General features: G+C 70.3%; 18 protein-coding genes. 10 read left to right on the forward strand and 8 right to left on the reverse strand.

What is annotated here, in order from left to right; all coding sequences use genetic code 11:
* Window positions 1-165: 165 nt before the first annotated feature.
* From RKE38_RS03315 to RKE38_RS03325, 3 genes are all read left to right on the forward strand, one after another.
* Window positions 166-945 carry a CoA transferase subunit A gene (locus tag RKE38_RS03315; protein WP_316006024.1) on the forward strand — a complete coding sequence of 260 codons (780 nt, stop codon included), beginning with the start codon at window positions 166-168 and terminating at the stop codon, window positions 943-945.
* 1 nt (window position 946) lies between these two features.
* Window positions 947-1,585, forward strand: coding sequence for a CoA transferase subunit B (locus tag RKE38_RS03320; protein WP_316006025.1), 639 nt, complete (start codon window positions 947-949; stop codon window positions 1,583-1,585).
* Between the two features lie 117 nt (window positions 1,586-1,702).
* On the forward strand, window positions 1,703-3,535 hold the full coding sequence (locus tag RKE38_RS03325; RefSeq protein ID WP_316006026.1) for an N-acetylmuramoyl-L-alanine amidase: 1,833 nt from the start codon (window positions 1,703-1,705) through the stop codon (window positions 3,533-3,535).
* A gap of 49 nt (window positions 3,536-3,584) precedes the next feature.
* On the opposite strand, the gene RKE38_RS03330 is transcribed toward RKE38_RS03325, so the two are convergent.
* Complete coding sequence (locus tag RKE38_RS03330) at window positions 3,585-5,225, reverse strand: SpoIID/LytB domain-containing protein (RefSeq protein WP_316006027.1); 1,641 nt, start codon at window positions 5,223-5,225, stop codon at window positions 3,585-3,587.
* A gap of 160 nt (window positions 5,226-5,385) precedes the next feature.
* On the opposite strand from RKE38_RS03330, the gene RKE38_RS03335 reads away from it, so the two are divergent.
* Window positions 5,386-6,621, forward strand: coding sequence for a CDP-glycerol glycerophosphotransferase family protein (locus tag RKE38_RS03335; RefSeq protein ID WP_316006028.1), 1,236 nt, complete (start codon window positions 5,386-5,388; stop codon window positions 6,619-6,621).
* Between the two features lies 1 nt (window position 6,622).
* Window positions 6,623-8,950 (forward strand): CDP-glycerol glycerophosphotransferase family protein, encoded by a 2,328-nt coding sequence (locus tag RKE38_RS03340; protein WP_316006029.1) that lies wholly within the window; start codon window positions 6,623-6,625, stop codon window positions 8,948-8,950.
* On the opposite strand, the gene RKE38_RS03345 is transcribed toward RKE38_RS03340, so the two are convergent.
* From RKE38_RS03345 to RKE38_RS03360, 4 genes are read right to left on the reverse strand one after another with little or no spacing between them, the layout of a single operon-like run.
* Window positions 8,943-9,962 carry a glycosyltransferase family 2 protein gene (locus RKE38_RS03345; protein ID WP_316006030.1) on the reverse strand — a complete coding sequence of 340 codons (1,020 nt, stop codon included), beginning with the start codon at window positions 9,960-9,962 and terminating at the stop codon, window positions 8,943-8,945. The genes RKE38_RS03340 and RKE38_RS03345 overlap by 8 nt on opposite strands.
* Window positions 9,959-10,699, reverse strand: coding sequence for an ABC transporter ATP-binding protein (locus RKE38_RS03350; RefSeq protein ID WP_316006031.1), 741 nt, complete (start codon window positions 10,697-10,699; stop codon window positions 9,959-9,961). The genes RKE38_RS03345 and RKE38_RS03350 overlap by 4 nt, the downstream gene beginning before the upstream one ends.
* A 3-nt stretch (window positions 10,700-10,702) precedes the next feature.
* Window positions 10,703-11,503 (reverse strand): ABC transporter permease, encoded by an 801-nt coding sequence (locus tag RKE38_RS03355; RefSeq protein ID WP_316006032.1) that lies wholly within the window; start codon window positions 11,501-11,503, stop codon window positions 10,703-10,705.
* A gap of 43 nt (window positions 11,504-11,546) precedes the next feature.
* On the reverse strand, window positions 11,547-14,609 hold the full coding sequence (locus tag RKE38_RS03360) for a CDP-glycerol glycerophosphotransferase family protein (protein WP_316006033.1): 3,063 nt from the start codon (window positions 14,607-14,609) through the stop codon (window positions 11,547-11,549).
* A 361-nt stretch (window positions 14,610-14,970) separates the two neighbouring features.
* Between RKE38_RS03360 and RKE38_RS03365 the strand changes: the two genes are divergently transcribed.
* A complete protein-coding gene (locus RKE38_RS03365; RefSeq protein ID WP_316006034.1) occupies window positions 14,971-16,962 on the forward strand; it encodes a DUF6077 domain-containing protein in 1,992 nt (663 codons plus the stop codon).
* 71 nt (window positions 16,963-17,033) lie between these two features.
* Here the strand turns inward: RKE38_RS03365 and RKE38_RS03370 are convergent, their stop codons facing one another.
* Complete coding sequence (locus tag RKE38_RS03370; protein ID WP_316006035.1) at window positions 17,034-17,459, reverse strand: DUF2304 domain-containing protein; 426 nt, start codon at window positions 17,457-17,459, stop codon at window positions 17,034-17,036.
* Entirely contained in the window at window positions 17,459-18,157 is a 699-nt protein-coding gene (locus RKE38_RS03375) for a glycosyltransferase family 2 protein (RefSeq protein WP_316006036.1), read from the reverse strand. Before RKE38_RS03375 ends, RKE38_RS03370 begins: the two co-directional genes overlap by 1 nt.
* An 89-nt stretch (window positions 18,158-18,246) precedes the next feature.
* Here RKE38_RS03375 and RKE38_RS03380 point away from each other — a divergent pair, with 89 nt between their 5' ends.
* On the forward strand, window positions 18,247-19,278 hold the full coding sequence (locus tag RKE38_RS03380) for a glycosyltransferase family 2 protein (protein ID WP_316006037.1): 1,032 nt from the start codon (window positions 18,247-18,249) through the stop codon (window positions 19,276-19,278).
* Window positions 19,278-20,555, forward strand: coding sequence for a hypothetical protein (locus RKE38_RS03385; RefSeq protein WP_316006038.1), 1,278 nt, complete (start codon window positions 19,278-19,280; stop codon window positions 20,553-20,555). The genes RKE38_RS03380 and RKE38_RS03385 overlap by 1 nt, the downstream gene beginning before the upstream one ends.
* Window positions 20,556-20,562: 7 nt before the next feature.
* Here the strand turns inward: RKE38_RS03385 and RKE38_RS03390 are convergent, their stop codons facing one another.
* Entirely contained in the window at window positions 20,563-22,005 is a 1,443-nt protein-coding gene (locus RKE38_RS03390; RefSeq protein WP_316006039.1) for an LCP family protein, read from the reverse strand.
* Window positions 22,006-22,185: 180 nt separating this feature from the next.
* On the opposite strand from RKE38_RS03390, the gene RKE38_RS03395 reads away from it, so the two are divergent.
* Window positions 22,186-22,839: a class I SAM-dependent methyltransferase gene (locus RKE38_RS03395; RefSeq protein WP_316006040.1), complete on the forward strand. Its 654-nt coding sequence runs from the start codon at window positions 22,186-22,188 to the stop codon at window positions 22,837-22,839.
* Window positions 22,840-23,054: 215 nt separating this feature from the next.
* Window positions 23,055-24,020 (forward strand): LCP family protein, encoded by a 966-nt coding sequence (locus RKE38_RS03400; RefSeq protein ID WP_316006041.1) that lies wholly within the window; start codon window positions 23,055-23,057, stop codon window positions 24,018-24,020.
* Window positions 24,021-24,091 lie beyond the last annotated feature (71 nt).

A 24,091-nucleotide genomic window follows, 5' to 3' on the forward strand; every position in this document is an offset into this window, starting at 1 on the left:
CGTGACGGGTGCCTCACCGGTGCGTGACGGGTGCCGTCACCGGCCCCCAGCCGGCCGGCACCCCACGTCGGGCGGACCGGGGTGTGGTCGGGCCACGCGGTTCCGGCGGGACGGTGGGGAGGCACCACGCAGGACGCCCATCACCGGCCCACTAGAGTCCACGCCATGGACAAAGTCGTCTCCACTGCTGCCGAGGCCATCGACGGGATCGTCGACGGCTCCTCCCTGTCGGTGGGCGGTTTCGGGCTCTGCGGCATCCCGAGCGTGCTCATCGCGGCGATCCACGACGCGGGGGTGAGCGAGCTCGAGGCGATCAGCAACAACTGCGGCGTCGACGACTGGGGGCTCGGGATCCTGCTCAAGGACAAGCGGATCCGCCGGATGGTCTCCTCCTACGTCGGGGAGAACAAGGAGTTCGAGCGCCAGTACCTCCACGGCGAGCTCGAGGTCGAGCTCACCCCGCAGGGCACCCTGGCCGAGCGGCTGCGGGCCGGCGGCTCCGGCATACCGGCCTTCTACACGGTGACCGGCGCCGGCACCCAGGTCGCCGAGGGCGGCCTCCCGTGGAAGTACGACGCCGACGGCAACGTCGTCAAGGAGTCACCGCGCAAGGAGACCAAGGTCTTCACGGTCGACGGCGAGGACAAGGAGTTCGTCCTCGAGCACGCCATCGTCGCGGACTTCGGCCTCGTGCGCGCCTGGAAGGGCGACCGGCACGGCAACCTCGTCTTCAACAAGTCCGCCCGCAACTTCAACCCCCTGGCCGCCATGGCGGGGCGCGTCACCATCGCGGAGGTCGAGGAGCTCGTCGAGCCCGGCGAGCTCGACCCCGACACGATTCACCTGCCCGGCATCTACGTGCACCGCGTGCTGCCACTGACCGCCGAGCAGGCCGCCGACAAGCGGATCGAGCGCCGGACCGTCCGACCGAAGCAGGAGGCCTGACATGGCACTGACCCGTGAGCAGATGGCGGCCCGGGCCGCCCGCGAGCTGTCCGACGGCTCGTACGTCAACCTCGGCATCGGCCTGCCGACCCTCGTGCCGAACTACGTCCCCGACGACGTGGAGATCGTGCTGCAGTCCGAGAACGGCATCCTGGGCGTCGGCGCCTACCCCGTCGACGGGGAGGAGGACCCCGACCTCATCAACGCCGGCAAAGAGACCGTCACCCTGCGGCGCGGCTCCTCCTTCTTCGACTCGGCCACGTCCTTCGGGATGATCCGTGGCGGCAAGGTCGACGCGGCCATCCTCGGCGCGATGCAGGTCTCCGCGAAGGGTGACATCGCCAACTGGATGATCCCCGGCAAGATGGTCAAAGGCATGGGTGGCGCGATGGACCTCGTGCACGGCGCCAAGAAGGTCATCGTCCTCATGGAGCACAACGCCAAGGACGGCTCGTACAAGATCGTCGACGAGTGCTCGCTGCCCTACACCGGTCGCGGCGTCGTCCAGCGGATCATCACCGACCTGTGCGTCTTCGACGTCACCGACGACGGTCTCGTGCTGCGCGAGCTCGCCGAGGGCGTCACCGAGGACGAGGTGCGAGACCGGACCGAGCCCGACTTCACCGTCGACGTCGGCTGAGCCGGAGCTGCCCGGTCACCATCCGGTAACGATGGGATGGCGCGGCGGTCCGTCGACCGGCTCGCCCGGCAGCATCGAACTCGGCCAAAAGGTGTCAAACAGAGGGATCGGACCGACATGCCCTTCTCCCCGCGAACCCTGCTTGCCTCGACCGTCTCGCGCACGGGGGTGCTGAGCCTGGTCCTCGCGACCGGCTTCACCATCTCCCCCGTGGTGGGCGGCCACGGTCGAGCGGCCCCCCACCCGGTCGCGACCCACGTCACGCAGCTTGGGATGGACCGGCTCCCGGTGAGCCGCACGGCAGGCGCAGGGAGCCGGAAGCTCACCACCAGCGACGAGGTGGCGACCGGCATGGCGACGGGTTCGCTTGTCGGTGTCACGTGGCCGCACGAGCAGGCTCCGCCCGCGGGCACCACCCTCCGGGTCCGAGGGCTGCGGGACGACGGCACGTGGACGGCGTGGACCCAGACCGAGGTCAGCGCCGAGGACGACTCGGTGGCCACCAGGGCAGGGCGGAAGACCAGAGTGGGGACGGAGCCGGTGTGGACCGGGCCGGTCACCCGGGTCCAGATCCGCTACGACTTCGCCGAAGGGCGGATCATGCGCCGCGGCAGGGTCGAGGTCGTGGCGCCCGGCTCCTCGCCTGCCGACGTCCCGGCGACCACTCCGGCCGGTGCGGCGACCGCGGTCCCGGCGCAGCCGAGGATCATCTCCCGCAGGGGCTGGGGGGCGGACGAGTCGATGCGCACGTGCACCGACTACATGGCCTCGACGACCTCCGCGATGGTGGTCCACCACACGGCCGGGACCAACAGCTACACCGCCGCGCAGTCTGCCTCCATCGTTCGCGGCATCTACGCCTACCACGTCAACGGACAGGGCTGGTGCGACATCGGCTACAACGCCCTCGTCGACAAGTTCGGTCAGATCTTCGAGGGCCGCTACGGCGGCCTCGACCTCCCTGTGATCGGCGCACACACAGGCGGCTTCAACACGGACACCTTCGGGGTCTCGGTGCTGGGCACCTACGACAGCGTGGCGCCCAGCTCGTCCGCGCTCTCGGCCCTCACCACCCTGATGGCCTGGCGTGAGTCGATGTTCTACCGGAACGCGACCAGCAGCTCGGTCCTGACCAGCCGCAGCAGCACGTCCAAGTACCCCGAAGGCACCAGGGTCACGGTGCCGTTCATCGTCGGTCACCGCGACCTATGGCCGACGGGCTGCCCCGGGGCCGTCCTCTACGGACGTCTGGGCACCATCCGGAGCACCGTGCAGTCCAAGACCTCGTTCACGTCCAGCGCCATCTACAAGCGCTGGGCCGCAAGCGGTGGACTCCGCAGCGCCCTCGGCCCGGTGCTCAAGGGTGAGGGCCCGGTCTCCTTCGGCCGGCGGACGGTGTTCCAGCGGGGCTTCGCCATGTATGCCGTGGGCTCCTCGACCCGGCTCGTCGGGCCGGGCAACGACCGCCTCTACTGGCACCTCGGCGGTCCGGCCGTATGGGGAGCCCCACTCGCGGACGAGGCGGCCGTCCCCGGCGGCAGCCAGGTCGCGTTCCAGGACGGCCACCTCGCCGTCTACTCGTCGGCGACCGGCGCCCAGCCGCTCTTCGGCGCGATCCGCGGCTACTGGCTCGCGCCGGGAGCCGGGCTCAGTCCCGTTGGCTATCCCAGGACCGCCGAGTCGGTCCTGCCCTCCGGTGGCGTCGTCCAGACCTTCACCCAGGGCAACGTGTACTACCGCTCCGGGCTCGGCGCTCACGGGGTGTCGGGTCGGATCCTTCTCACCTACCTCCAGCGCGGTGGCCCCGCCGGGGCCCTTGGCTACCCCACCGGCGAGCAGCGGACAGTCGGGACGACCCTCGTCCAGGCATTCCAGGGCGGCACGGTCACCGTGCCGATCTCCGGCCCGACGGCCCCGACCCCGCAGGGCACGGTGGTCCGCCGCCGGTGACTCTGCGGCTCCCGGCTCACCGGCGCAGTCGGCGGCACCACCGGAACGGTCAGCGGACGACCTGGACGGCGCCCGCCGCCTGCGCTGCCTGCCACTCGGCCGGCGTCACGTGGTGCGGCGCCTCCGAGAGCAGCGGCGTCTCCGCGTACACGGCCTTCTCACCGCTGTTGCGCCACCACATGGTGCCCCACAGGTTGCCGACGACCGTCGGGGTGGGCGACCCGAGCGACTGCCACGTCGTTGCGCTCAGGGCGTTCACCTGCGGGCGGGCCTCGCCCGGCCACTGGTAGACGGCATACACGGTCGAGGACCACGCCAGGCGCTGGTAGTTGGGCTTGACGACGGTGACCGGCGGCCTCCCCGACGCCGCGTAGTCGGTGGCGGTGACCCACCCCCGGTCGGTCCAGGAGCCGTTGGGGGCCGAGTAGAGCCGGTACACCTCGGGGGCGTGGGCCAGGCGGACGTAGCGGACGTTCGTGGCCTGCTGCACCGGCTGCACGGCCGGGTAGAACCATGTCGACTTCAGGCCGTACGCGGCGGCGAAGGCGTTTCCGCTGACTCGCACGGTCCTCGTGCTGCCCACCACGTCGAGCGCCGTGACGCGCCCGGAGCCACCGACCCCGGTGCTCGTGACCACTTTGAGCTGCCGGAAGGTGCCCACCCCGTAGCGGGTCGCGATCGCCGCCCCGGACAGACGCACGGTCCAGGCGTGGTTCGGCGAGTGCAGGTCACCGTCGTCCCGGATCACCGGGAAGGCGCCCCCGGCCGTCCAGCCTCCCGTCGACGACGAGAACTCGGTCGACACCACGGCTCCGGTCGAGCTGACGCGGACCTCGCCGCGGGTCGCCGAGATCGCCTCGTCCGTGCGCGGGTCCGCGACGGAGACCCCTGCGGAACTGCGGCCGCCGTACACCTGGCAGCTCGTCGTGTCGCAGGTCTTGGCGTAGGCGTAGCGGTTCTGCGTCCACGCGTAGCTGCGGGCCGCGACTGCCTGCGCCTTGAGCGCCTCGATGCCCCAGCCCTCGCGCACGTCTGCCCAGCTGGCCGGCGACTCGCTGGGGACCACGCCGCGCAAATAGGACTCGACGGGGACGTCGTTGACGAGCCGTGTTGCGGAGCCGTCGCGCACCCAGCGCAGGCTGCCGAGGTAGCCGCGGTTGTTGGCACACACGAGGAGGGTGTCGGTGAGGCCGGTCCCTGGTGTCACGAGGGCGGCCGTCTGCGCCTTGGCGGTGGTCCCCCAGGCCGTGGCCCCCGTCGTGCAACCGTTGTACTTCGTCTCCAGTCGCCAGCCGTTCGTGGTCGTCGACCAGACGACCCTGGCCGCAGAGCCGCCTGCCACGCGGTAGCCACCAGCGGTGAAGTCCTTGTCACTGGTCACCCAGGTGTCGGTGGCGGGCTCCAGGGACAGCAGCCGGACCCCGATCACCGGGTTGCCGATGCTTCCGGGCTTGGTGCCCCCGTAGAAGTGGTTCAGGACCGTGGAGTACTTCCAGCCGTTGTCGACCACGTAGCCGTACGCCCCGTACTGCCCCATGCCGCGCCCGTGCCCCCAGCCGTGGCCGACCACCACCACGTCGTCCGCCGCGGCGACGGCGGGGAGCGCACTGCCCGCGAGCAGGGCGCCGCCGGCGAGGACGGCCGCGCCGGCGACCCGGCGACGACGGGGCAGTAGCAGGGCAGAGGTCATGCGAGATCCAATCGTGGGTGACACGGAGAGGGTAGTGCGCCTCCTGTGGCCGCAGACACCGTATGGGCATTTTGTTCACAACGTCGCGGACCCCGAACCGCCCGCACACGCCCTCGATAGGGTGGTGACCCCACCAGCACCGCCGGAGGTCAGCACTACGATGATCCGCTTCGCACGCCTGCGCGGCAGCGCCCGTCGGGGGTTCGAGGCGGCCGGTGACCTCGCGGGACGGGCTCGCCTGCTCGCGACCGACCGGGTGCTGGAGTCCCGGCACGACGGCTTGCGAGTCCGTGGGCGGGAGGAGTCCTTCGACGTCGTGCTGTTCTTCTCCGCGGAGCCGGCACAGCTGTACCAGGCGACGATGTGGCTGGGGCCGCTCGAGGAGCTGGCACGACACGTCCGCGTCGCCGTCCTCTGTCGCCAGGCCGGTCACGCCATCCGGCTCGCCTCGATGACCGGGCTCCCGGTCCGGATGTCCCGTCGGGCCGAGGAGTGCAACGGTTGGCTGACACGGTCGGGGGTCGCCCTGGTCGTGTACGTCAACCAGAACACCCAGAACTTCCAGACCCTGCGGCTGCCCCGGCCAGCCCACGCGCACCTCAGTCACGGTGAGAGCGAGAAGGTCTCGATGGTGTCGAACCAGCTCAAGGCCTACGACCTGGTCTTCACTGCCGGCCCCGCGGCACGCCACCGGATCCTCGAGAACCTCTTCGACTTCGACCCCGCAGCCTTCGTCGACGTCGGGCGGCCGCAGGTGGACGTGCACGACGCCGTCCGACACCTGCCTTCCAGCGACCGTGTCACCGTGCTGTACGCCCCCACCTGGGAGGGGGACTCCCCAGCCATGGCATACGGGTCCGTGGCCTCGCAGGGCGAGGCCATCGCCGCGGCAGTGCTCCAGAGCTCGGGTCACCGGCTGGTCTACCGTCCACATCCGCAGACCGGGCGGGTGTCCGCCGCCGCTCGCCGGGCCGACCGGGCCATCCGCACCCGGATCGAGCGGGCCGCGGCCGCCGACCCCGCCGCGGGTCACCGGGTCGACACCTCGAGCGTCTGGGGTTGGCAGCTCGACGAGGCTGACCAGTGCATCTGCGACGTCTCGGCCGTCGCGTTCGACTGGTTGGCCACCGGCAAACCGATACTGCTCACGGCCGCCAAGGGCGACGCCCGGTCGGTGGGGCCCACCACGGCACGGTTGCCGCGGCTGTCCGTGGATGAGACGCCTCGCGTCCTGGAGCTGCTGAGCAGCGAGACGGACCTCCAGCACCGACAGGCTCTGGCCGCCCTGGTGGAGCACCACTTCGGCGACACGACCCCTGGGTCGAGCATGCGTCGGTTCGTCCAGGCCTGCACGGATGCCGTGACCCACCGGCGGTCGCAGTGGGGCGAGGGCTGACGTGCCCGCTCGTGGCTCATTCACCTTCGCGGCCGGCAACACGCGCAAGGTGCTCGCCCTTCCCCTCTACGCGATCGGCCAGGTTGCCGCGCTGCTCGTCCCCCGCCGCAACGACCGGTGGGTGGTCGGCAGCGCCTTCGGCGTCCACGACGGAGCCTTGGCGCTGGTCCGGGAGGTGGCTCGCCGCAGTCCAGCGCCGTCGGTCACGTGGCTGACGGGGTCGCCGGGGGACGAACACCGTGCCGAGGACCTGGGGTTGCTGCACGCTCCGCGAGGGTCGCTCCGCGGGTGGTGGCTCACGCAGCGTGCGGGGGTCGTCGTGGTCACCCACGGCTTCGGCGACGTCAACCGGTACGCCGTCCACGGGGCCGTCGTCGTGCAGCTGTGGCACGGCGCACCGCTCAAGCGACTGCACCTGGACAGCCCGGCGGCGCTCGACTTCCCGATGATCGGCCGGGTGCCAGCGGTTCGCGCCGCGCTGCGTGGCATGTACCGGCGGGGCACGCGTCGCATCAGCGTCCTGCCGGTCTCGTCCGACATCATCGCCCCGAGACTCGCCAGCGCGTTCGGTCTCCCGGCGGAGCGTGTCCCCGTCCTGGGCGAGCCGCGGACGGACGTGCTGTTCGCTGGGACCCCGGCGGAGCGGGGGCAGCAGGCTCGACAGCGCCTGGTGTCCGCCGTGGGTGCCCTGCCCGGCGGCCCCGTCGTCCTCTATGCACCTACCTGGCGCGACGGGGGTCACGACCCGGACGTCCCCGACCGCGAGGAGTGGTCTCGGCTCGAGGCGTGGCTGGAGCGTCGCGATGGCACCCTGCTGGTCCGCCAGCACCCGCTCGGTGCCGGCCGGTACACGCCCCGGTCGCCACGGGTGCGTCTCGTGCCGGCCTCGGTGGAGCCCGAGGTGAACGCGGTTCTCTGGGCTGTGGACGCACTGGTGACGGACTACTCGTCCATCCTGTTCGACTTCGCCGTGACCGGCCGTCCCATCGTCTTCTTCGCCAGCGACGTCGAGCAGTACTCGCTCAGCCACGGCCTGTACGAGCCCTACGACTCCTTGACGGGCGGCACCACGAGCGTCAGCTGGGAGCAGACCCTGTCCCACCTCGACGCCGTCCTCGACGAGGGAGCGCAGCGCGATGCCGCCCTGGCTCGCAGCAGGGCCATCGCCGACCGGTACCACTCCCACCGTGACGGTCGGAGCGCCGCCCGCATCGTCGACCACGTCCTGGCACTGACCCGGGTTACTCGGCCGTCCGCGCACGACCGGGCTGGCGACGCGGGGCGCGGGCCCGTGTTCTTCGAGAGCTACTACGGCCGTAACGCCTCCTGCAACCCCTTGGCGCTCGACCGGGAAATCGCCAGGCGGTGGCCGAGCGTCGAGCGCTTCTGGTCGGTCGAGTCCTCGGACGTCGCCGTCCCACCTGGTGCCACGGCCGTCGTGGTCGGCACTGCCGCGTGGGAGCAGGCACGCGAGAGCTCCCGGCTCGTCGTGGTCAACGACTGGATCCGGGACGACTGGCGCCCTCGTCGGGGGCAGACCGTCGTGCAGACTTGGCACGGCACCCCGCTCAAGCGCATCGCGCTCGGCCGCTCCGACCTGGGCCTACGTGACCGCCTCGCGGTGGTGAAGCAGTCGAGCCGCTGGACGGTCACCCTCGCCCAGTCCCCGTCGGCGTCGCGGATCCTCCGTCGGTCGTATGCCGTGACCCGCCGGATGTGGGTCGAGGGATACCCACGCGACGACGTCATCGTCCGCGGAGAGCCCGACGGCCTGCGCGACGAGCTCGGCGTCCGGACCCCGAAGGTCGTCCTCTACGCACCCACCTGGCGGGATGGCGACCTCGGTGCCGCCCACCAGCTCGACGCCTCGGCGCTGGCTGACGCGCTCGGCGCCGACTGGACGGTCATGGTCCGGGGACACGCCCGCACCATGCACGAGCGCGGTGCCAGCGTGGGCGACCGCGTGCTGGACGTGACGCGCTTTCCGGATGCGTCGCCTCTCCTCGCGCTCGCCGACGTGCTGGTGACCGACTACTCCTCGGTCATGTTCGACTTCAGCGCGGGCGGTCGCCCCATGGTCTTCCACGTCCCCGACCTGGCGGACTACGCGGGCCGCGGTCGCGGGTTCTACTGGGACCTGGCCGCGCGCGCTCCCGGCCCGCTGGTCTCGACCACCGCCGAGTGCGCCCGGCGAGTGCTCGACGCAGAGGCAGACGCGCCGCAGTGGGCGGGACGCTATGCCGCGTGGCGGGCGCGCTTCAATCCGCTGGACGACGGCGCCTGCAGCCGACGGATCGTCGATCGGCTGGACCGGGAGCAGCTCATCTGAGTCGTGACCGGTCCAGGGTGCCGACCGCGCCCCGCACGAACCCCTTCCAGAACCCCGCCCCCCACGAGACGTGCATCGTCGCGAGGGCCCCGGCGTTGTAGGCCCAGTCCCGAGGACTGTCGCCCCCCAGAGCGCGGACCGAGGCAATGCCCAGGAAGGCGGCATACGCAACGGGGGCCGTGTGCACGATCCTGACGGCCGACGGCGCCGCACCCAGCGCTCGGGAGCCCGCGACGGCCAGCGACGCGGCCAGTCCGGCCACCAGCGAGGGTGCGACAAGGTACCGGACCGGGGAGCGCTGCTGACGGCGGAAGATCTCGCCACGCCACGCCCCAGTGGCCCACATCTGCCGTGCGAGGTCCGCCCACGAACTCCGCGGCCAGTACGTCACGGCGACGTCGGGCCGCAGCCACACGAGGTGGCCGGCAGCGATGATCCGCTGGTTGAGCTCGTAGTCCTCACCGCGCAGGATGGTCTCGTCGAAGCCGCCGACCTCGCAGAGGACCTGGCGCCGGAAGACGCCGAGGTACGCCGAGTCCGCCGGCCCCTCGACCCCTCCGCCGTGGTAGACCCCGCCGCCGAGACCAACCGGGCTGTTGTAGGCGCGTGCGATCGCCGCCTGGACCGGTGATTCGCCTCGTGCGGTCATCACACCACCCACGTTGGCGGCGCCCGTGCGCACGAGGGTGTCGACCATGGTCGCGGTGTAGCCCTCCGGCAGCTCCGTGTGGGCATCGACCCTGACCACGACGTCACCCGTCGACCTGCTGATCGCGCGATTGAGCCCAGAGGGAATGTGGGCATCGGGGTTGTCGACCACGGTCACGCGCGAGTCCTGTCGCGCCAGCTCAGCTGCGACCTCCTCCGTGCCGTCGGTCGATGGCCCGACCGCGATGACCATGGTCTGCTGCCCCGGGTAGTCCTGAGCCAGCACGGACCTGACCGCGGTGCCCAGCCTGGCCGCCTCGTTGAGCACGGGCATGACGTACGTGACGGTGGGGGTGCCCGTCATCCGTCCGCGTCCGCCTTGTAGGCATCGAGCGTCTCGGTGATGGAGCCGTCTAGGACGAGGTCTCCCTGGCGCATGTAGAGCCCGCGGGTGCAGAAGCGCTTGAGGTCCGACTCGTTGTGGCTCACGAGGAAGAGGGTTCGCCCCTCGGCGAGAAGGCTCTCCATCCTGGCTTGGCACTGCTCACGGAACTTGCGGTCGCCGACGGCGAGGACCTCGTCCACAAGGATGATCGGCTCGTCCAACGTGGTGATGACCGAGAAGCCCAGACGTACCTGCATACCCGAGCTGAAGTGGCGAAAGGGCATGTCGAGAGCCTTGCGAACCTGCGGGCCGGCGAACCCGACGATGTCGTCGAACCGCTCGTCGACCTGGCTCGCGGACAGGCCGTGCAGCCCAGCGGTGAGGTAGATGTTGTCCCGTGCGGTGAGCTCGCCCTTGAACCCACCCGTCAGCTCGATGAGCGGGGCCACACCGGCGTTGACCTCCACCGTTCCCTCGTCGGGCAGGAGCACGCCAGCGATCATCTTGAGCAGCGTGCTCTTCCCGGAGCCGTTGGCGCCCACGAGGCCGACCGCCTCCCCCTCGTGGATGTCGAAGGTGGCGTGCCGGACCGCCCAGAACTTGTCGCTGCGATGGGTTGTCCGTCGCTGCAGGAGCATCTCCCGAACCGACAGCTTGCGGCGGCGCGACTGGTAGAACTCGACGCCGACGTCGTCGGCACGGATGAGCACGCTCACGACTCAGATCTCCTTGAGGACGCTGCGTTCGAGCCTGGTGAATGCCCATGACCCCACCACCAGAAGCACCACGCCGCCGACCAGTGACACCCAGACCGATCTCCACTGGAGCTCGTCGTGGAAGAAGCCGGCCCGCAGCAGCTCGAGCACGCCCGTCATGGGGTTCAGGTCGATGAGCAGGCGCCACGGCTCCGGCACACGCGACGGGGCGTACAGGACGGGCGTCAGGTAGAAGGCCATCCGCAGCAGGATGCGCACGACACGCTGCATGTCGTTCACCAATGCCGTGACCGGCGCGAGCAACAACCCGACGCCCACCAGGAGCACGAACTGCAGGAGGATCCCGACCGGGAAGAGGAGCAGCCGGGAGTTGAAGTGGACTTCGCCACGCACGGCATAGACGACCGTGAACAGCACCAGGACCGGGAGGGCGTAGAGGTACTCCACGGTCTTGGCCAGCACCACCCGGACCACCCAGATCTCCCTGGGAAGGTTGGTGGAGCGCACCAGTCGCGCGTCCTGGATGAGAGACCGGGCGGTGTCGGTCACCGAGGAGCTGAAGAGCTGCCACGAGAGCAGCCCGATCACGAGGAACAGGAAGTAGGGACGGTGCCCGACGTCCCCGCGCTTGAAAATGCCCACGAAGACGACGAAGTAGATCAGGCTCATCGCCAGAGGGTCGAGGACGGTCCACACGTAGCCGAGCCACGACTGCGCGTAACGGACCCTGAGGTCCCGGACCACCAGGGTGCGCAGGACTTGGCGGCGCTGCCAGACGGCAGCGGCTCGACTGGCGGCACTCACGGCGCGATCCTAACGGGCCCTGCCGTGGACCTCGTCCCGGGCATCACAGCACACCCCGGCGCTGCAGTTCCTCCACCACACGCTTGGCAGCGCGCCCGTCGTCGAGCGGGCAGAAGCGCTGGCGGAACGCCTCGAGCTCGGCACCACGGGAGTGAAGCGCCTCGCCGTTTCGCAGCAGCTCGATGACCTCTTGGGTGGTCCGGACGAGCGGTCCAGGCGCCTCACGCTCGAAGTCGAAGTAGAACCCGCGCAGGTTGTCGCGGTACTGCTCGAGGTCGGGGACGAAGAAGATCATCGGCCGCTGCAGCACGGCGTAGTCGAACATCACGGACGAGTAGTCGGTGATGAGGACGTCTGCGCAGGCGAGGAGGTCCTGCATCTGGAACCGCGTACCGCCGTTGTGGACTCCGCGCGGCAGCCGCACCCGACCCCGGATGATGGGGTGAAGGCGCACGATGAGCTCGTACTCCTCCCCCAGCTGGTCGAGCATGGCCTTGACGTCGAGCGGGAGCGCGAATGTGAAGCGCTTGCCCACGGCCTGGTCGTCCCGGAAGGTGGGCGCGTAGAGCACCACCTTCTTGCTCCGCGCCAGCCCAAGCTGCTTGCGGACCGCCGCCGCGCGCTCCCGGGTCCGCTCGTCGGCGAGGACGTCGTTGCGCGGGTAGCCCGCCTCGATGACGTCACCCGAGTAGCGGAACGCTGAACGGAAGCGCTCCGTGGCCCATGGGCTCGGCGACAGGAGCATCGACCACTCGGAGATCATCTGGTCGACCCGGCACACGTACCCCGCATCCCGTCCCACGATCGTGTCGAGGTCGTGCAGCATCCTCTTCAATGGCGTGCCGTGCCACGTCTGGAGGTAAGCCACCGCGGACGGCCTGCGCATCCAGGACGGCATGTTCTGGTTGCCGATCCACACGCTGGCCCTCCCCATCGCCCAGACATAGGGGAAGCTCAGGCGCCGCACCGCACGGGCCCCGGCGGGCGCGTGAACGTCCGGCTGCACCACCCACAGCGCTCGACGTGCAATCCCCTCGGCCCGCATGGCCTCGTAGATCGCGCCGGGGCTGTCTCCCGTGTCCGCGCCGAGGTTGCTCTCGAACACGATCGCTCCGCTGCGGGGAAGGACCCGCGCCAGCGAGTAGGCCCACCGGAGGGCGGGGGTCCGCACGCGCTCGCGCAGCGACTTGTACCTGGGGTTTCGGCGGAGCCTGGCGCTGACTCGCCTGGCGGTCCCGAAGGCGTCCCGCAGTCCCGGGCCCACGAGCCTGCGCCGCGGCGCACGGCGGACGGCGTCAACGATCCGCTCGCGGGCACCTGTGTCGCGGTGGGCGATGAGGTTGGACGCCTTGTCGCGCGCGGACCGGCTGATCGCGAAGTCGCGTCCGGCAACCTGCGTCAGGACCTCCATGACCTCGGGCAGGGTCATGGCGATCTCCCCGGGCAGCTCCTCGTCGAGGTCGAAGTGGGACGGTCGTTTTCCGATGAACCGGTTGCGGTCGAACTGGTAGTAGACGACCGGACGGTCGAGGAAGGCGAAGTCGATCGCCGCACTGGTGTAGTCGGTGATCATGAGCTTCGAGCGCAGGAGCAGGTCCTGGATGCCCGTCTCACCGTGCACGATGACGTTCACGTGCGACAGGTCGAACAGTCCGACGTACGGCTGCATGTTCGCGTGCAGGTAGAAGTCGGCCGTGAGGTCGTGCTGCTTCAGGAACCCGAGGAACTCAGGTGAGCTGAGGAGCGCGCTCCACCGGGCAAGGAAATCGCTCGAGGCGACGGCGTCGGGGTTCTTGAGCCAATCCCGCCACGTCGGCATGATGAGGACGCGTCGCTCCGGGGCGGGCCGGCGATCGAAGAGCCGATCGTACCGGGACAGTCCCGTGACGAAGACCCGCCGAGCAGGCCACCCGAAGTCCTCGCAGATCATGCGGCGCTCGCGCTCCGAGCTCACGATGAAGGCCTCCGCCGTGAACCCGGGGGCGTCATATCCGTAGTTCGTCACCATGTTCTTGGTTCCCATGACCCCGTGCTGGAGGAAGACCCGTCGGGCCTTCACGGCGCGTTGGAAGGCCGGGCCACGTGCCGCCAACAGGTAGTCGGCGTGGTGCGAACTGAGGATGCGCCGTGCCGCCAGGCTGGTCTCGACGTGTGCGCGGCTGCCGAGCTCGACCACGCCCTGCTCGTCCCTGAGCCGGTGCCGGTCGGGAGAGTCGGCCGTGATGACGTAGCGGGCGTCGATCTCCGGGTGGCATTCCCGCAGGTACTCGTACATGGCCAGTCCCGTGTCCTGCGCCGTCTCCGGACGTTCCCCCACCATCCAGACGGGTCGATGCCGGCTGCGCCATCGCAGGCGCTTGGCGTTGAGCCAGGCGGACCGCGCAGTGGTCACCGCGTCTGGGTCCATCGGTCGCAGCTCGAGGGCGAGGGCCCCCGCCTTGAAGGTGCGGTATGCCCTCAGCTCGGCCGCGTGCAGGCCGTCCGAGAAGATCGAGGCGTTGAGGAACAGCCGCGCTCTGGGGGCGATGCGGCGCACCATGACCTCGACCGGTTCGGGGAAGCCGGTGAGGTCCAGCACCAGACGCGCGTCGAGGTACTCGGGGCGATCGAACCTTCCCAGGAGCAGATCCTGTCGGATCTCGGCGACGACGAGTGATCTCCGGTGACCGGACGGCTCGTGCCCAGCATCCTGCGGGAGCAGCTGCGTCGGTAGTTCGATCCGCTGACCGCTGCGTCGGGCCACCAGGACCACGACTGCCCGGTCAACCCCGAAGCTCTGGGTGTCGACAGTGACACGCACCCGCCACATGCCATCGTGACGCGAGATCCGAGCCAGGCTGGCCGCGCTGCGCGGCAGGGGCTGGGTGGCCCCGAAGACAAAACTGATGCCGTGGTCGTCGTGGAGGAAGGCCGTGAGGTTGCCGTGCTCGCTGGGGATTGGCCGGGACGCCTGGACCTCGGTCCGCGCGAATCCCGCGGTGCGCTGGTCGGAACGGCCGAGCGGGATGGTCTCGGTGGCTCGGCTCGACTCGACCGTCATACCCAGGTCCGCGAGCAGCCTTGTTTGCGGCGCCTGCTCCGAGGCGGGAGCCACCTCCGTCGCCATCAGGTCACGCCAGGCGCCTTCGAATGCTTCAACCAACTCGGCCACCGGGATGCGGATCTCGGTCTGGCGGGCTGGCAGGACCTCCACCGACCAGAGGTCCGGTGTGAACGGCGTCCGCGGCCGGACGTAGACGCGAACGATGTTCAACGGGTCGGCAACGGCCAGTCGGACCACAACGTGCTCATCGACGTAGGAGAGCCCGATACTGCGCAGGGGATTGCGGGGGAGCCGTGGCACTGGTGGGGTTCCTCAAGGACGCGGTCAGAATCGTCGCGCCACTGTAGTCCGTGTCGCCGAACCCGAGCCTGCACGGGTTCACCGACGACCGTCAGCAGCGTGCCACATTGCTACTGTGACCGCCGTGCCAAGGACCCCCCGACCGACCCGCCATGACCCGATGCTCGACCGCGTCGGCGACCTCGTCTCCGACCTCGGGATCTGGGGCTTGGCCCTGTGGACCGTCGTCTACCACGCAGGCCGTTCCGCCGGTGTCTCGACCGACCTCCTCGTCGTGGTCGTGGTCGTGGTCATGGTGCCTGTGGGGGTGCTGGCATGGCGCCACGGACAGGTCCCGCCGTCGGCCACCTGGAAGGACGCCACTCCCAGGCGCGCCTGGCCGCTGCTGCTGGTCACCGCTCTTCTCACACTCGCTGCAGTGGTGGTCCACTGGACGGACCGAGCCTCCACGTACCCCCTCGGCTGGGTGCTGGCAGTCGCGGCACTCCTCCCCTTGGTCTGGCTGGCGCTCACCCGCGACCGGGCCGACCGAGTCGAGCTCGCGGGACACGATGAGGAGGACGATGCGCTGGCCCGCGGGAGGTGGCCACAGCTGTCCAGTGCCGCGGTGTGGGGGGTCGCTCTGGTCCTCTCCTACCTGTCCCTGCTCACGGTCCGGTTCGACGCCGACGACGTCTTCTACGTCAACAAGGCGGTCTTCGTGGCCGAGACCGGGCGGATCCCTCTGCGGGACACGATCTACAGCAACCAGGCCCTGCCGGCCCTTCGAGGCGCAGGAACCGCCCCAGTGCAGTCCATCGAGGTCCTGCAGGGGGCAGTGGCGCACCTCTTCGGCTTGTCCGGAGGCACGGTCGTATACCTGCTGACGCCGGCCGTCATGTCCTTCCTGGCCGTGTGGGCAGTGTGGCGCCTGGTTCGCAGCTGGTCTCCCCGGCGCGCAGTGGTCGCCTTCGCCGTCGCCATCGCCTACCTGCTCTGGGGCGTCAAGGACGGTTACGGACTGGGCGCGTTCTGGATCGGGCGCATCTGGCAGGGCAAGGTGATGTTCGTCTGCCTCGCGCTGCCCCTCCTGTACCTCGCGCTCACCCGGTGGGTGACCAGGGGGCGCGTCTACGACGCGGCACTTCTCTTCGCCACCGGCGTCATGGCCGTCGGGCTCACGTCGACGGCGACCCTCGTGGTGCCCCCGATCGGTCTCGCCGTGGCAGCGGCCCTGCTGGTGTGTCGGTACCAGAGGTGGTGGGGGGCCCTGCTCCCGGTGCTCTACCCCGTGGGCAGCGGCCTCATCGTCTCGGCCTCCTCGCCGAGCGGCCAGTTCGGCGACGTCGCGTTCACGTCCTACGCGGCGTACCACCACGTCGTGGGCGACCACCTCTGGGGCGCCCTCGGCCTGACGGCGATCCTGGTGGCCCCCTGGGTGGCGCGTGCCGGCGGCACCCGGGTGGTGGTGGCAGCGGGCTCGTTGGCCGCCCTCGTGATGATGGCGCCGGGCATGCCCGACCTCGTCAACCGCGTGACTGGGGCGGGACCCATCCTCTACCGGCTCATGTGGGTGCCGGCGATCCCGGTCCTCGTGGGCCTGCTCGCCACCGTGTCGCTCCCCGTCCCTGTCGCGCGGCCGGCCCGGGTCCTCGCGATGGTCCTCGCGCCGGCAGCCGTCCTGGCCCTCATCCTCGCCGGCGGACGACTCCTGTGGCTGTCCCCCACCACGTACCTCGAGGGCGCCCCGGTGTGGAAATTCGACCGCAGGGCGCTAGCGCAGGCGCGCTCCATCGAGAACGACTACTCGGGCTCGGGGCCCGTCCTGGCCCCGTGGCGCGTGATGCGAGCCATCGCCTTGACGACCGCAACCGTGCACGCGGTCGACCCCCGGAACTTCTACCTCAGTGCGATCGACGAGCCCAGCGACGTGCACCGGGCGCGCATCCGGCTGAGCGCTTCCATGAAGAACGGCAACCCCGCTCCGCCGGCCACGTTCGCCCAGGACGTGCAGCTGCTCCGCGTCGGCTACATCTGCCTCGACGCCCCCAAGAAGAGGACGACGGCTGCGGTGCTCGCGATGGGGTGGCGCCAGTCCGATCGCGGCCAGGGCCTCACCTGCTACCGGGCGCGCTGACCCACCCTCTCACCGAGGGACGCCCCGCTCGGGATTGCAGGCACTGACAGTGACCGCTCACTCAGCGTGGGTCAGCTGGACGCGGGACCCCCGTCGTCGTCGCGCCGGGAGTCCACGGGCTCCGGGAGGACAGTGGGGGGCAGGGCGGGGTGGTCGCTGTCGCCGTCCTCGCGCAACGCCCTCTCGATCGCCAGGGCCCGCGCGAGCTTGCGGACGCGGGCGTCGCTCTCCTTGATCCGGAAGTACAGGCCCAGGCTCGTCAGCGTGAAGACCACGACGAGCACGTAGAGCAGCAGGTCGGTCCCGCGGCCCACCCCGAGCGCCTCCGCAACCCGCTGCGGGATACCCGGATCGGCGATCGAGGCCACGGCGGCGGCGGCGAGGACGATCGCAACGACCCGCGAACCGGCCCTCAGCTCGACCCGGTCCCGGTTGCGGAAGAGCGCCACCAGGGCAAGGACGGCGAACAGAATGAGGGGAACCTTGACCCACTGCATCAGCGGTGACCTCGCAGGATGCGGTTGACCAGCACGTCGACGCCGATGTTGATCGAGTTGACCGACCGCTGGCCCTTGGCCCGCGAGTAATCGGTGTACGCCACGGTCACGGGGTACTCCTCGTAGGTTGCCTTGACCTCGAACATCCGTTGCAGGAACTCGCTCGCCCACGCCATGTCGGCTGTCCTCATCTCCAGGACCGACGCGAAGGACCGGTCGAACACCCTCAGACCCTGGTGGGCGTCGGTGAGCTGGATGCCTGACGTCAGTCGCTCGAACACGGTGGCGGTCTTGAGCAGGGCACGCTTGCCGAACGACATGCCGACCGCGTCCGCCCCGAGGAACCGGGAGCCGATGACGACCTCCACCCCGGACTCGCGGGCCCGCTCCACCATCTGCACGGCGTCCTCGACGCGGTGCTGCCCGTCGGCGTCGAACGTGACCACGTAACGCATCTTCGGGTCCAGTAGTGCGAAGTCGATGCCAGTCTGCATGGCGGCGCCGGCCCCCATGTTGATGGGGTGCTGCACGAGCCGGGCCCCCGCTCGGCGGATCTCCTCGGCGGACCGGTCGACAGAGCCGTCGTCCACCGCCACGACGTTCGGGAAGTGCTCGAGCAGCCCACCGATCACCTCACCGACGACGGGCTCCTCGTTGTACGTGGGGACCACGACCCAGACGTCGGTGTTGCTGTGCATGCACGCCTCTCGTGTGCGCGGGGTAACCTTGGCGAGCGCTGCCGGCTCCGGCTGTGCCCCGATAGTAGCCGCTCAGGAGAACCCAACCCGTGACCCGACCCGTGTCCGTCATCGTGCTCGGATACGGCACGGAGGACCTGCTCGAGAGCTGTCTGGAGAGCATCGCCTCCCAGCTCCCGGTCGACGGGGAGCTGCTGCTCGTGGACAACGGCATTGCCCGCGCCTCGGAGCGACGGTCCCGGTGGCCCGGCATCGTCCGCGTCCTCGGCGACGGCTCGGAGAACACCGGCTTCGCGGGGGGCTGCCTCGTTGCCGCCGAGCAGGCGCAGGGTGAGGTGCTCGTCTTCCTCAACTCCGACGCCATCCTGCGCGAGGAGGCCCTGGACCGTCTCGTCACTGCTGCCGCGGCCCCCGGCGCGGGGATCGTCTGCGGCTGCCTGCGCCTGGCCCAGGAGCCCGACCTCGTGAACTCGGTCGGCAACCCACTGCAGTTCCTCGGCCTCACCTGGGCCGGCGAGTGCGGCTCCCCGGCGAGCGAGCACACCGACGCGCACGAGGTCCCCGTGGCGACTGGCGGCTTCTTCGCACTCAGCCGGGCCGTCTGGGACGCCGTCGGAGCCTTCGACCCGACCTACTTCGCCTACCACGAGGACACGGACCTGTCGGTTCGGGCGTGGCTGAGCGGGCGCACCGTACGCGTGCTTCCCGACGCGGTGGCCGACCACCACTACGAGTTCTCCCGGAACCCGTTCAAGATGTACCTGCTGGAGCGAAACCGCTTCATCCTGGTCCTCACGACGTACCCGACCGCCCTCCTCCGGCGGGTCCTGCCGGTCCTGGTGCTGCTCGAGCCGGCCTTCTTCCTGCTCTCGGTCCTGCAGGGATGGCCCCGGCAAAAGCTGCAGGCCTGGTGGTGGCTGGCCAACAACACGGCATACCTCCGCCGGCGGCGTGCGGAGGTCCAGGCGCTGTCGACCGGTCCCGACGCCACGGCCCGCCTGGCGGCGCTGATGACGGCCGCCATCGACCCGCCCAACGTTCCCCAACCGCCGGGGATGGGTGTGCTCAACGCGTTCCTGCGGGGCTACTGGGTTCTCGCCCGCCCACGGCGACGCGGCTGATGAGCGAGTCCACGGCCGCCGCGACCGCTCCCACAGGGTCGCTGCGCAGCGGCTCCCTCAAGGTCCTCGCCGGCGTCAGCTTCTTCGGAGCCAGCACCTACCTCTTCACCGTCGTCGCCTCGCGCGCTCTCGGGCCGCTGGGTTTCGCCGAGTTCAGTGTCTTCTGGGGCCTCACCTACGGGCTCGGCCTGGGCGTCAGCCTGCCCTTCGAGCAGGAGACGAGCCGGAGGGTGTCCGCCCTCATGGCGCACGGGGAACGGCCGGGACCGGTCCTGCGAGCTGCGCTCGGGGCGGCCACGGTGGTCTCCCTGCCGATCGTCCTCGTCCTGCTGCCCGTGTCCTTCGCCCTCGCTGATGGCGGACATGCGTGGGCCCTGTGGGCGGCGTGCTCCACCTCCGTCGGGCTGCTGGCCGTTGCCTACCTCACCCGGGGCGGTCTCTCCGGCACCCACCACTTCGGCTCGTACGCCTCCCAGTTCGGCATCGAAGGCGTCACCCGACTCGTCGGCGCCGGCGCCCTGGCCGTCCTGGGCGTCCGTTCCCCCTGGGCGTTCGCCTTCGTCATCCCGGTGGCTCTGGCCCTGGCCGTCGTGGGCACCGTTCGGATGCTCCTGCGCGAGAATCGGGTGCCGCGCCCCCGTTCGTCGGACCCGGTCACGCTGCGCGTCTTCCTCACCACGCTGATCGGCATGATGATCGCTACCACGATCTCGATGTCGCTGGTGAACTTCGGGCCGGTCGCGGTCAAGGCCCTCACCCCCAGCGGGACCACCTCCAACGCGGGGTCCTACCTCGCCGCGGCCCTCATCGCGCGCACCCCCATCTTCCTGTTCGCCGCGGTGCAGTCGGTGCTCATCCCGCAGCTCGTCCGCGCGGTGGTCCGCCGCGACCACGCCGCCTTCCGCTCCACAGTCCGACGGGTCATCGTCCTGACCGCGGGGCTGGGGGTACTGGGCATCCTCGGCTGCCTGGCACTCGGGCCGGAGGTGCTCCGCCTCATGTCCGGGCCGAGCTTCCACCTCGACCGGACCGACATCACCCTGCTGGCCGTGTCCACCGCCTTCATCCTCGGCACGCTCGTCCTGCAACCCGCGGCCTTCGCCCTGGAGAAGCACTGGCCGGCAGTCCTGGCCTGGGTCGTGGCGGGCGTGTCGTTCGGTGTCGTCTGCCTCGTGCCGGGCGACCCCGTGCGGGTCGTGGGGTCGGCGCTCGTCGTGTCGGCCGCGGTGGCGACCGCCGGCCTGGCCGTCGTGGTGAACCGCGGGATGCGCAGCTGACGGAACGTCAGGCGCACTGGGCGGCGACGTCGTCCTGCTGTGCCGGACCGCCGGCGTCTTTGGGGTCCACCGTGGGCGGTACGACCGACGGGGTCGAGGTGGCGCCGGGCCGCGTCGACGGGCCCGATGTCCTCGTGGCCCGCCCCCTCTCGGAGGTGCTGATCGTGCGCGACACAGTGCCCGTGACGAACGTCGCGTCGTAGTCCCAGGGCTTCATCAGCGGCGGCACGAAGTTCACGCTCGTGATCTTCTGCTCGCGTGCCTTGAGCGCGAGCTCGGCGAAGAAAGGGAGCTCGGAGGCCGGCAGGTCGGACTCGAGCAGTCCCGAGCTGGCACGGGCGAGCTCGTCGAAGCGCAGGATGACCGTCTGCGGGTCGAGCTGCTGGACCATCGCTGTCATGACACAGCGCTGGCGGGCCATCCGCTCGTAGTTGGTCGAGCCCGTCCGGGACCGCGCGTACCAGAGGGCGGTCCGGCCGTCGAGGTGCTGGCGTCCGGGTTCGATCCACCCCAGGATCGGTGAGCTGCCCCCACCCATGGGCGTGCGGCGCTTGACCGTGATGTCCAGGCCCCCGACGGCATCCACCATCCGCTGGAAGCCTTTCAGGTCGATCATGACGTAGTACTGGATGTCCAGGCCGCTGAGCGCCTCGACGGCCTCCCGGGTCGCGAGGACTCCGGGGTCCCCACTGCCCGGCGGGAACAACGCCCGGTGGTCGTCCGCCCAGGTGTAGAGGGCGTTGAGCAGGCACTGGTCCCCGCAGTTCCATCCCTCCGGCATGAGGCGCTGCATGACCGAACCAGGGCGGAAGTTGATGTTCTCGGTGTCCCGGGAGAAGCCGAACGTCACAGTGCGCCCCGTCCGGGCGTCGACGCTGGCCACCTGGATGCTGTCGGGCCTCGTGCCCACACGGTTGCGCCCCGTGTCGGCCCCCAGCAGGAGGATGTTGTAGCGCCCATGCGAGGGCGGCATGCTCGTCCGGCCGACGAACACGTCGCCGAGCGCCGCACGTCCCGCTCCGACCGCGGTGCCCGCGTACACGAGCCCGCCTGTGGTGGTCACCAGCATCCCCGCCGTGAGCACCGAGATCCACCGACGAGCGGTGAGGACGATCGACCGCGGCCGCCCCAGCCGCCAGGCGTCGACGATGAGGACCCCCCACAGCACCGCCGAGCCCCAGAGCAACGCCTGCAGGCCGGTGAGGAACCAGTCGCGGGTCAGCAGCCCCAGTGTGGAGGTGCGGTCGACGAGCAGCGCGGCCCCGAACAGCACGGCCCCGGCCCACCAGGCCAGCCAGGCCCTCAGTCCCAGTCGACCCAGAGCGCGCCGCCCGACCGCCAGCTGGGCGGACCCCGGGACCAGGACGGTCGCGAGCAGCAGCGTGAGCGCGCGCCGGCGGTCCCGGGCCGGCGACAACGCGTGCTCGCGTGCGGTCCCTGCCTGGCCCACGGACCTGCTGTATTGCGCCCGTCCGGGAAGCGAACCGGTGGGGGTGGCGCGATGCATGCCCAGCAGTATGCGGGACAACCAGTGGTGTTGATGTGACCTGTGTGACGACGCGAGTGTCGCGCCCCTGCCATCATGGCGGTTCCCCGAGTTGGGTGGCCTCGGCCAAGGCTGGCACGATGCATGCCTGACCCCGACCGAAAGGCCAGCATGTCCGAGCACCCCGTGCACCGCGGCGACGGATCAGAGACCGCAGGCTCCGACTACGCCCAGAGGCTGCAGCGGCTCGAGGGCGCCCGCTGGAAGAAGTTGCTCGACGTCCAGCGGCCGTACCGCTGGAACCTGCGCCGCTTGGGCCTCGGCCGGGTGCTCGATGTCGGCTGCGGTATCGGTCGGAACCTCGCCAACCTCGGTCCCGACAGCGTCGGCGTCGACCACAACGCCGACTCGGTGGCCGCGGCCCGCGCGCGGGGTCTCACGGCATACACCACCCAGGAGTTCTGGGACACGGAGGTGGCGCGACCTGGGTCATTCGACTCGCTTCTGCTCGCCCACGTCATGGAGCACGTCGACGCGGACGTCGCGGACGGCATCGTCCGGGAGTACCTCCCTTGCCTACGGCCGCGGGGCAAGGTCGTTCTCATCACGCCTCAGGAAGTCGGCTTCCGAAGTGACGCGACCCACGTCCGGTTCGTCGACTTGGCCGGACTCGACGACCACGCGCAGCGGCTCGGGCTCGCCGTGGACCGGGCCTACTCCTTCCCCTTCCCCCGCCCTGCGGGGAGGGTGTTCAAGTACAACGAGTTCGTTCTGGTCGCATCGGTCCCGGGAGCCTGACCGTGACCGGCGACAACGCGCGGGCCATCCCGCAAGGCGGCCGAGGCGTTCCGGAGGACGGGGGCGACGTCTACACGGTCGACGTGCGCAGTCGCAGACGACCCGGCGCGGCGGGGGCTCCGACACCGAGGGCCGACCCTGGTGCCCGCCGCCCGACGCTCCCCGCCGACCGGGACAGGGAGGACGACGCGCCGCGACGCCGACGTCGGATTCCGGTGGTTCGGCTGGTCCTGCTACTCGTCGCAGCCTGGCTGGCCTTCATGGTCTACACCCCGCTGCACGCGTGGAACGCGGTCACCAAGCAGGACACCACGCCGCCCGGGCAGCGGCCGCCTGTAGGCAAGGGCTTCAACTACCTGCTCGTGGGGTCGGACAGCCGTGAGGGTCTGACCAGGGCCCAGAAGAAGGAGTACTCGACCGGTAGCGACGCGGGCCGCCGCACCGACTCGATCATCCTGGTGCACACCTCCCAGAGCGGCGGCAAGCCGGTGCTCATCTCGATCCCGCGCGACTCCTACGTTCCGATCCCCGGGCACGGCAGCAACAAGATCAACGCCGCCTTCGCCTTCGGCGGGCCGAAACTGCTGGTCGAGACCGTGGAGAAGGTCACGGACCTGCACATCGACGGCTACGTCGAGATCGGGTTCGCCGGGTTCGCCGGTGTGGTGGACAGCGTCGGCGGGGTGAACATCTGCGTGCCGTTCCACATGAACGACAAGAAGGCCGGCATCAACCTGCAGAAGGGATGCCAGGTCCTCGACGGGCGCAACGCCCTCGGGTACGTCCGCGCGCGCTACTCCGACCCCCGCGGCGACATCGGCCGCGCCGAGCGCCAGCGCCAGTTCCTCGGCGCGATCATGAAGAAGGCGGCCACGCCGTCCACCGTGCTGGTGCCGACCCGGTACTGGGACTTCACCCACGCCGCTGCCAGCGGCCTCATCGTGGGGAACGACACCTCGATGCGGGACGCGAGCCGGGTGCTGCTGGCGATGCGGGCGGTGTCCCAGGACAAGGGCCTGAGCCTCGTCGTGCCGATCCAGAACCTGAACTACCAGACCAGCGCCGGGTCGTCGGTGAAGTGGAACACCGCCCGCGCCAAGGCGCTGTTCGCCGACCTGCGCGAGGACAAGCCGCTCGAGGCGCCCCCGGCCGGCACCGACGGGAAGCCCTCCGCCGGCTGAGTCCGCCTCGGGGCCCTGCCGACCACGGCCCGACCGCAGGAGCGGTCGGGCCGTGGTCGGAGCCTGACGAG

The organism is Phycicoccus sp. M110.8, from assembly GCF_032464895.1.
Taxonomy (GTDB): Bacteria; Actinomycetota; Actinomycetes; order Actinomycetales; family Dermatophilaceae; genus Pedococcus.

Coding starts and splice junctions, on each gene's coding strand:
- RKE38_RS03325 (WP_316006026.1), top strand. CDS start 1,703: ATGCCCTTCTCCCCGCGAACCCTGCTTGCCTCGACCGTCTCGCGCACG.
- RKE38_RS03395 (WP_316006040.1), top strand. CDS start 22,186: ATGCCTGACCCCGACCGAAAGGCCAGCATGTCCGAGCACCCCGTGCAC.
- RKE38_RS03370 (WP_316006035.1), bottom strand. CDS start 17,459: ATGCAGTGGGTCAAGGTTCCCCTCATTCTGTTCGCCGTCCTTGCCCTG.
- RKE38_RS03360 (WP_316006033.1), bottom strand. CDS start 14,609: ATGGCGACGGAGGTGGCTCCCGCCTCGGAGCAGGCGCCGCAAACAAGG.
- RKE38_RS03330 (WP_316006027.1), bottom strand. CDS start 5,225: ATGACCTCTGCCCTGCTACTGCCCCGTCGTCGCCGGGTCGCCGGCGCG.
- RKE38_RS03375 (WP_316006036.1), bottom strand. CDS start 18,157: ATGCACAGCAACACCGACGTCTGGGTCGTGGTCCCCACGTACAACGAG.
- RKE38_RS03320 (WP_316006025.1), top strand. CDS start 947: ATGGCACTGACCCGTGAGCAGATGGCGGCCCGGGCCGCCCGCGAGCTG.
- RKE38_RS03315 (WP_316006024.1), top strand. CDS start 166: ATGGACAAAGTCGTCTCCACTGCTGCCGAGGCCATCGACGGGATCGTC.
- RKE38_RS03385 (WP_316006038.1), top strand. CDS start 19,278: ATGAGCGAGTCCACGGCCGCCGCGACCGCTCCCACAGGGTCGCTGCGC.
- RKE38_RS03345 (WP_316006030.1), bottom strand. CDS start 9,962: ATGACGGGCACCCCCACCGTCACGTACGTCATGCCCGTGCTCAACGAG.
- RKE38_RS03335 (WP_316006028.1), top strand. CDS start 5,386: ATGATCCGCTTCGCACGCCTGCGCGGCAGCGCCCGTCGGGGGTTCGAG.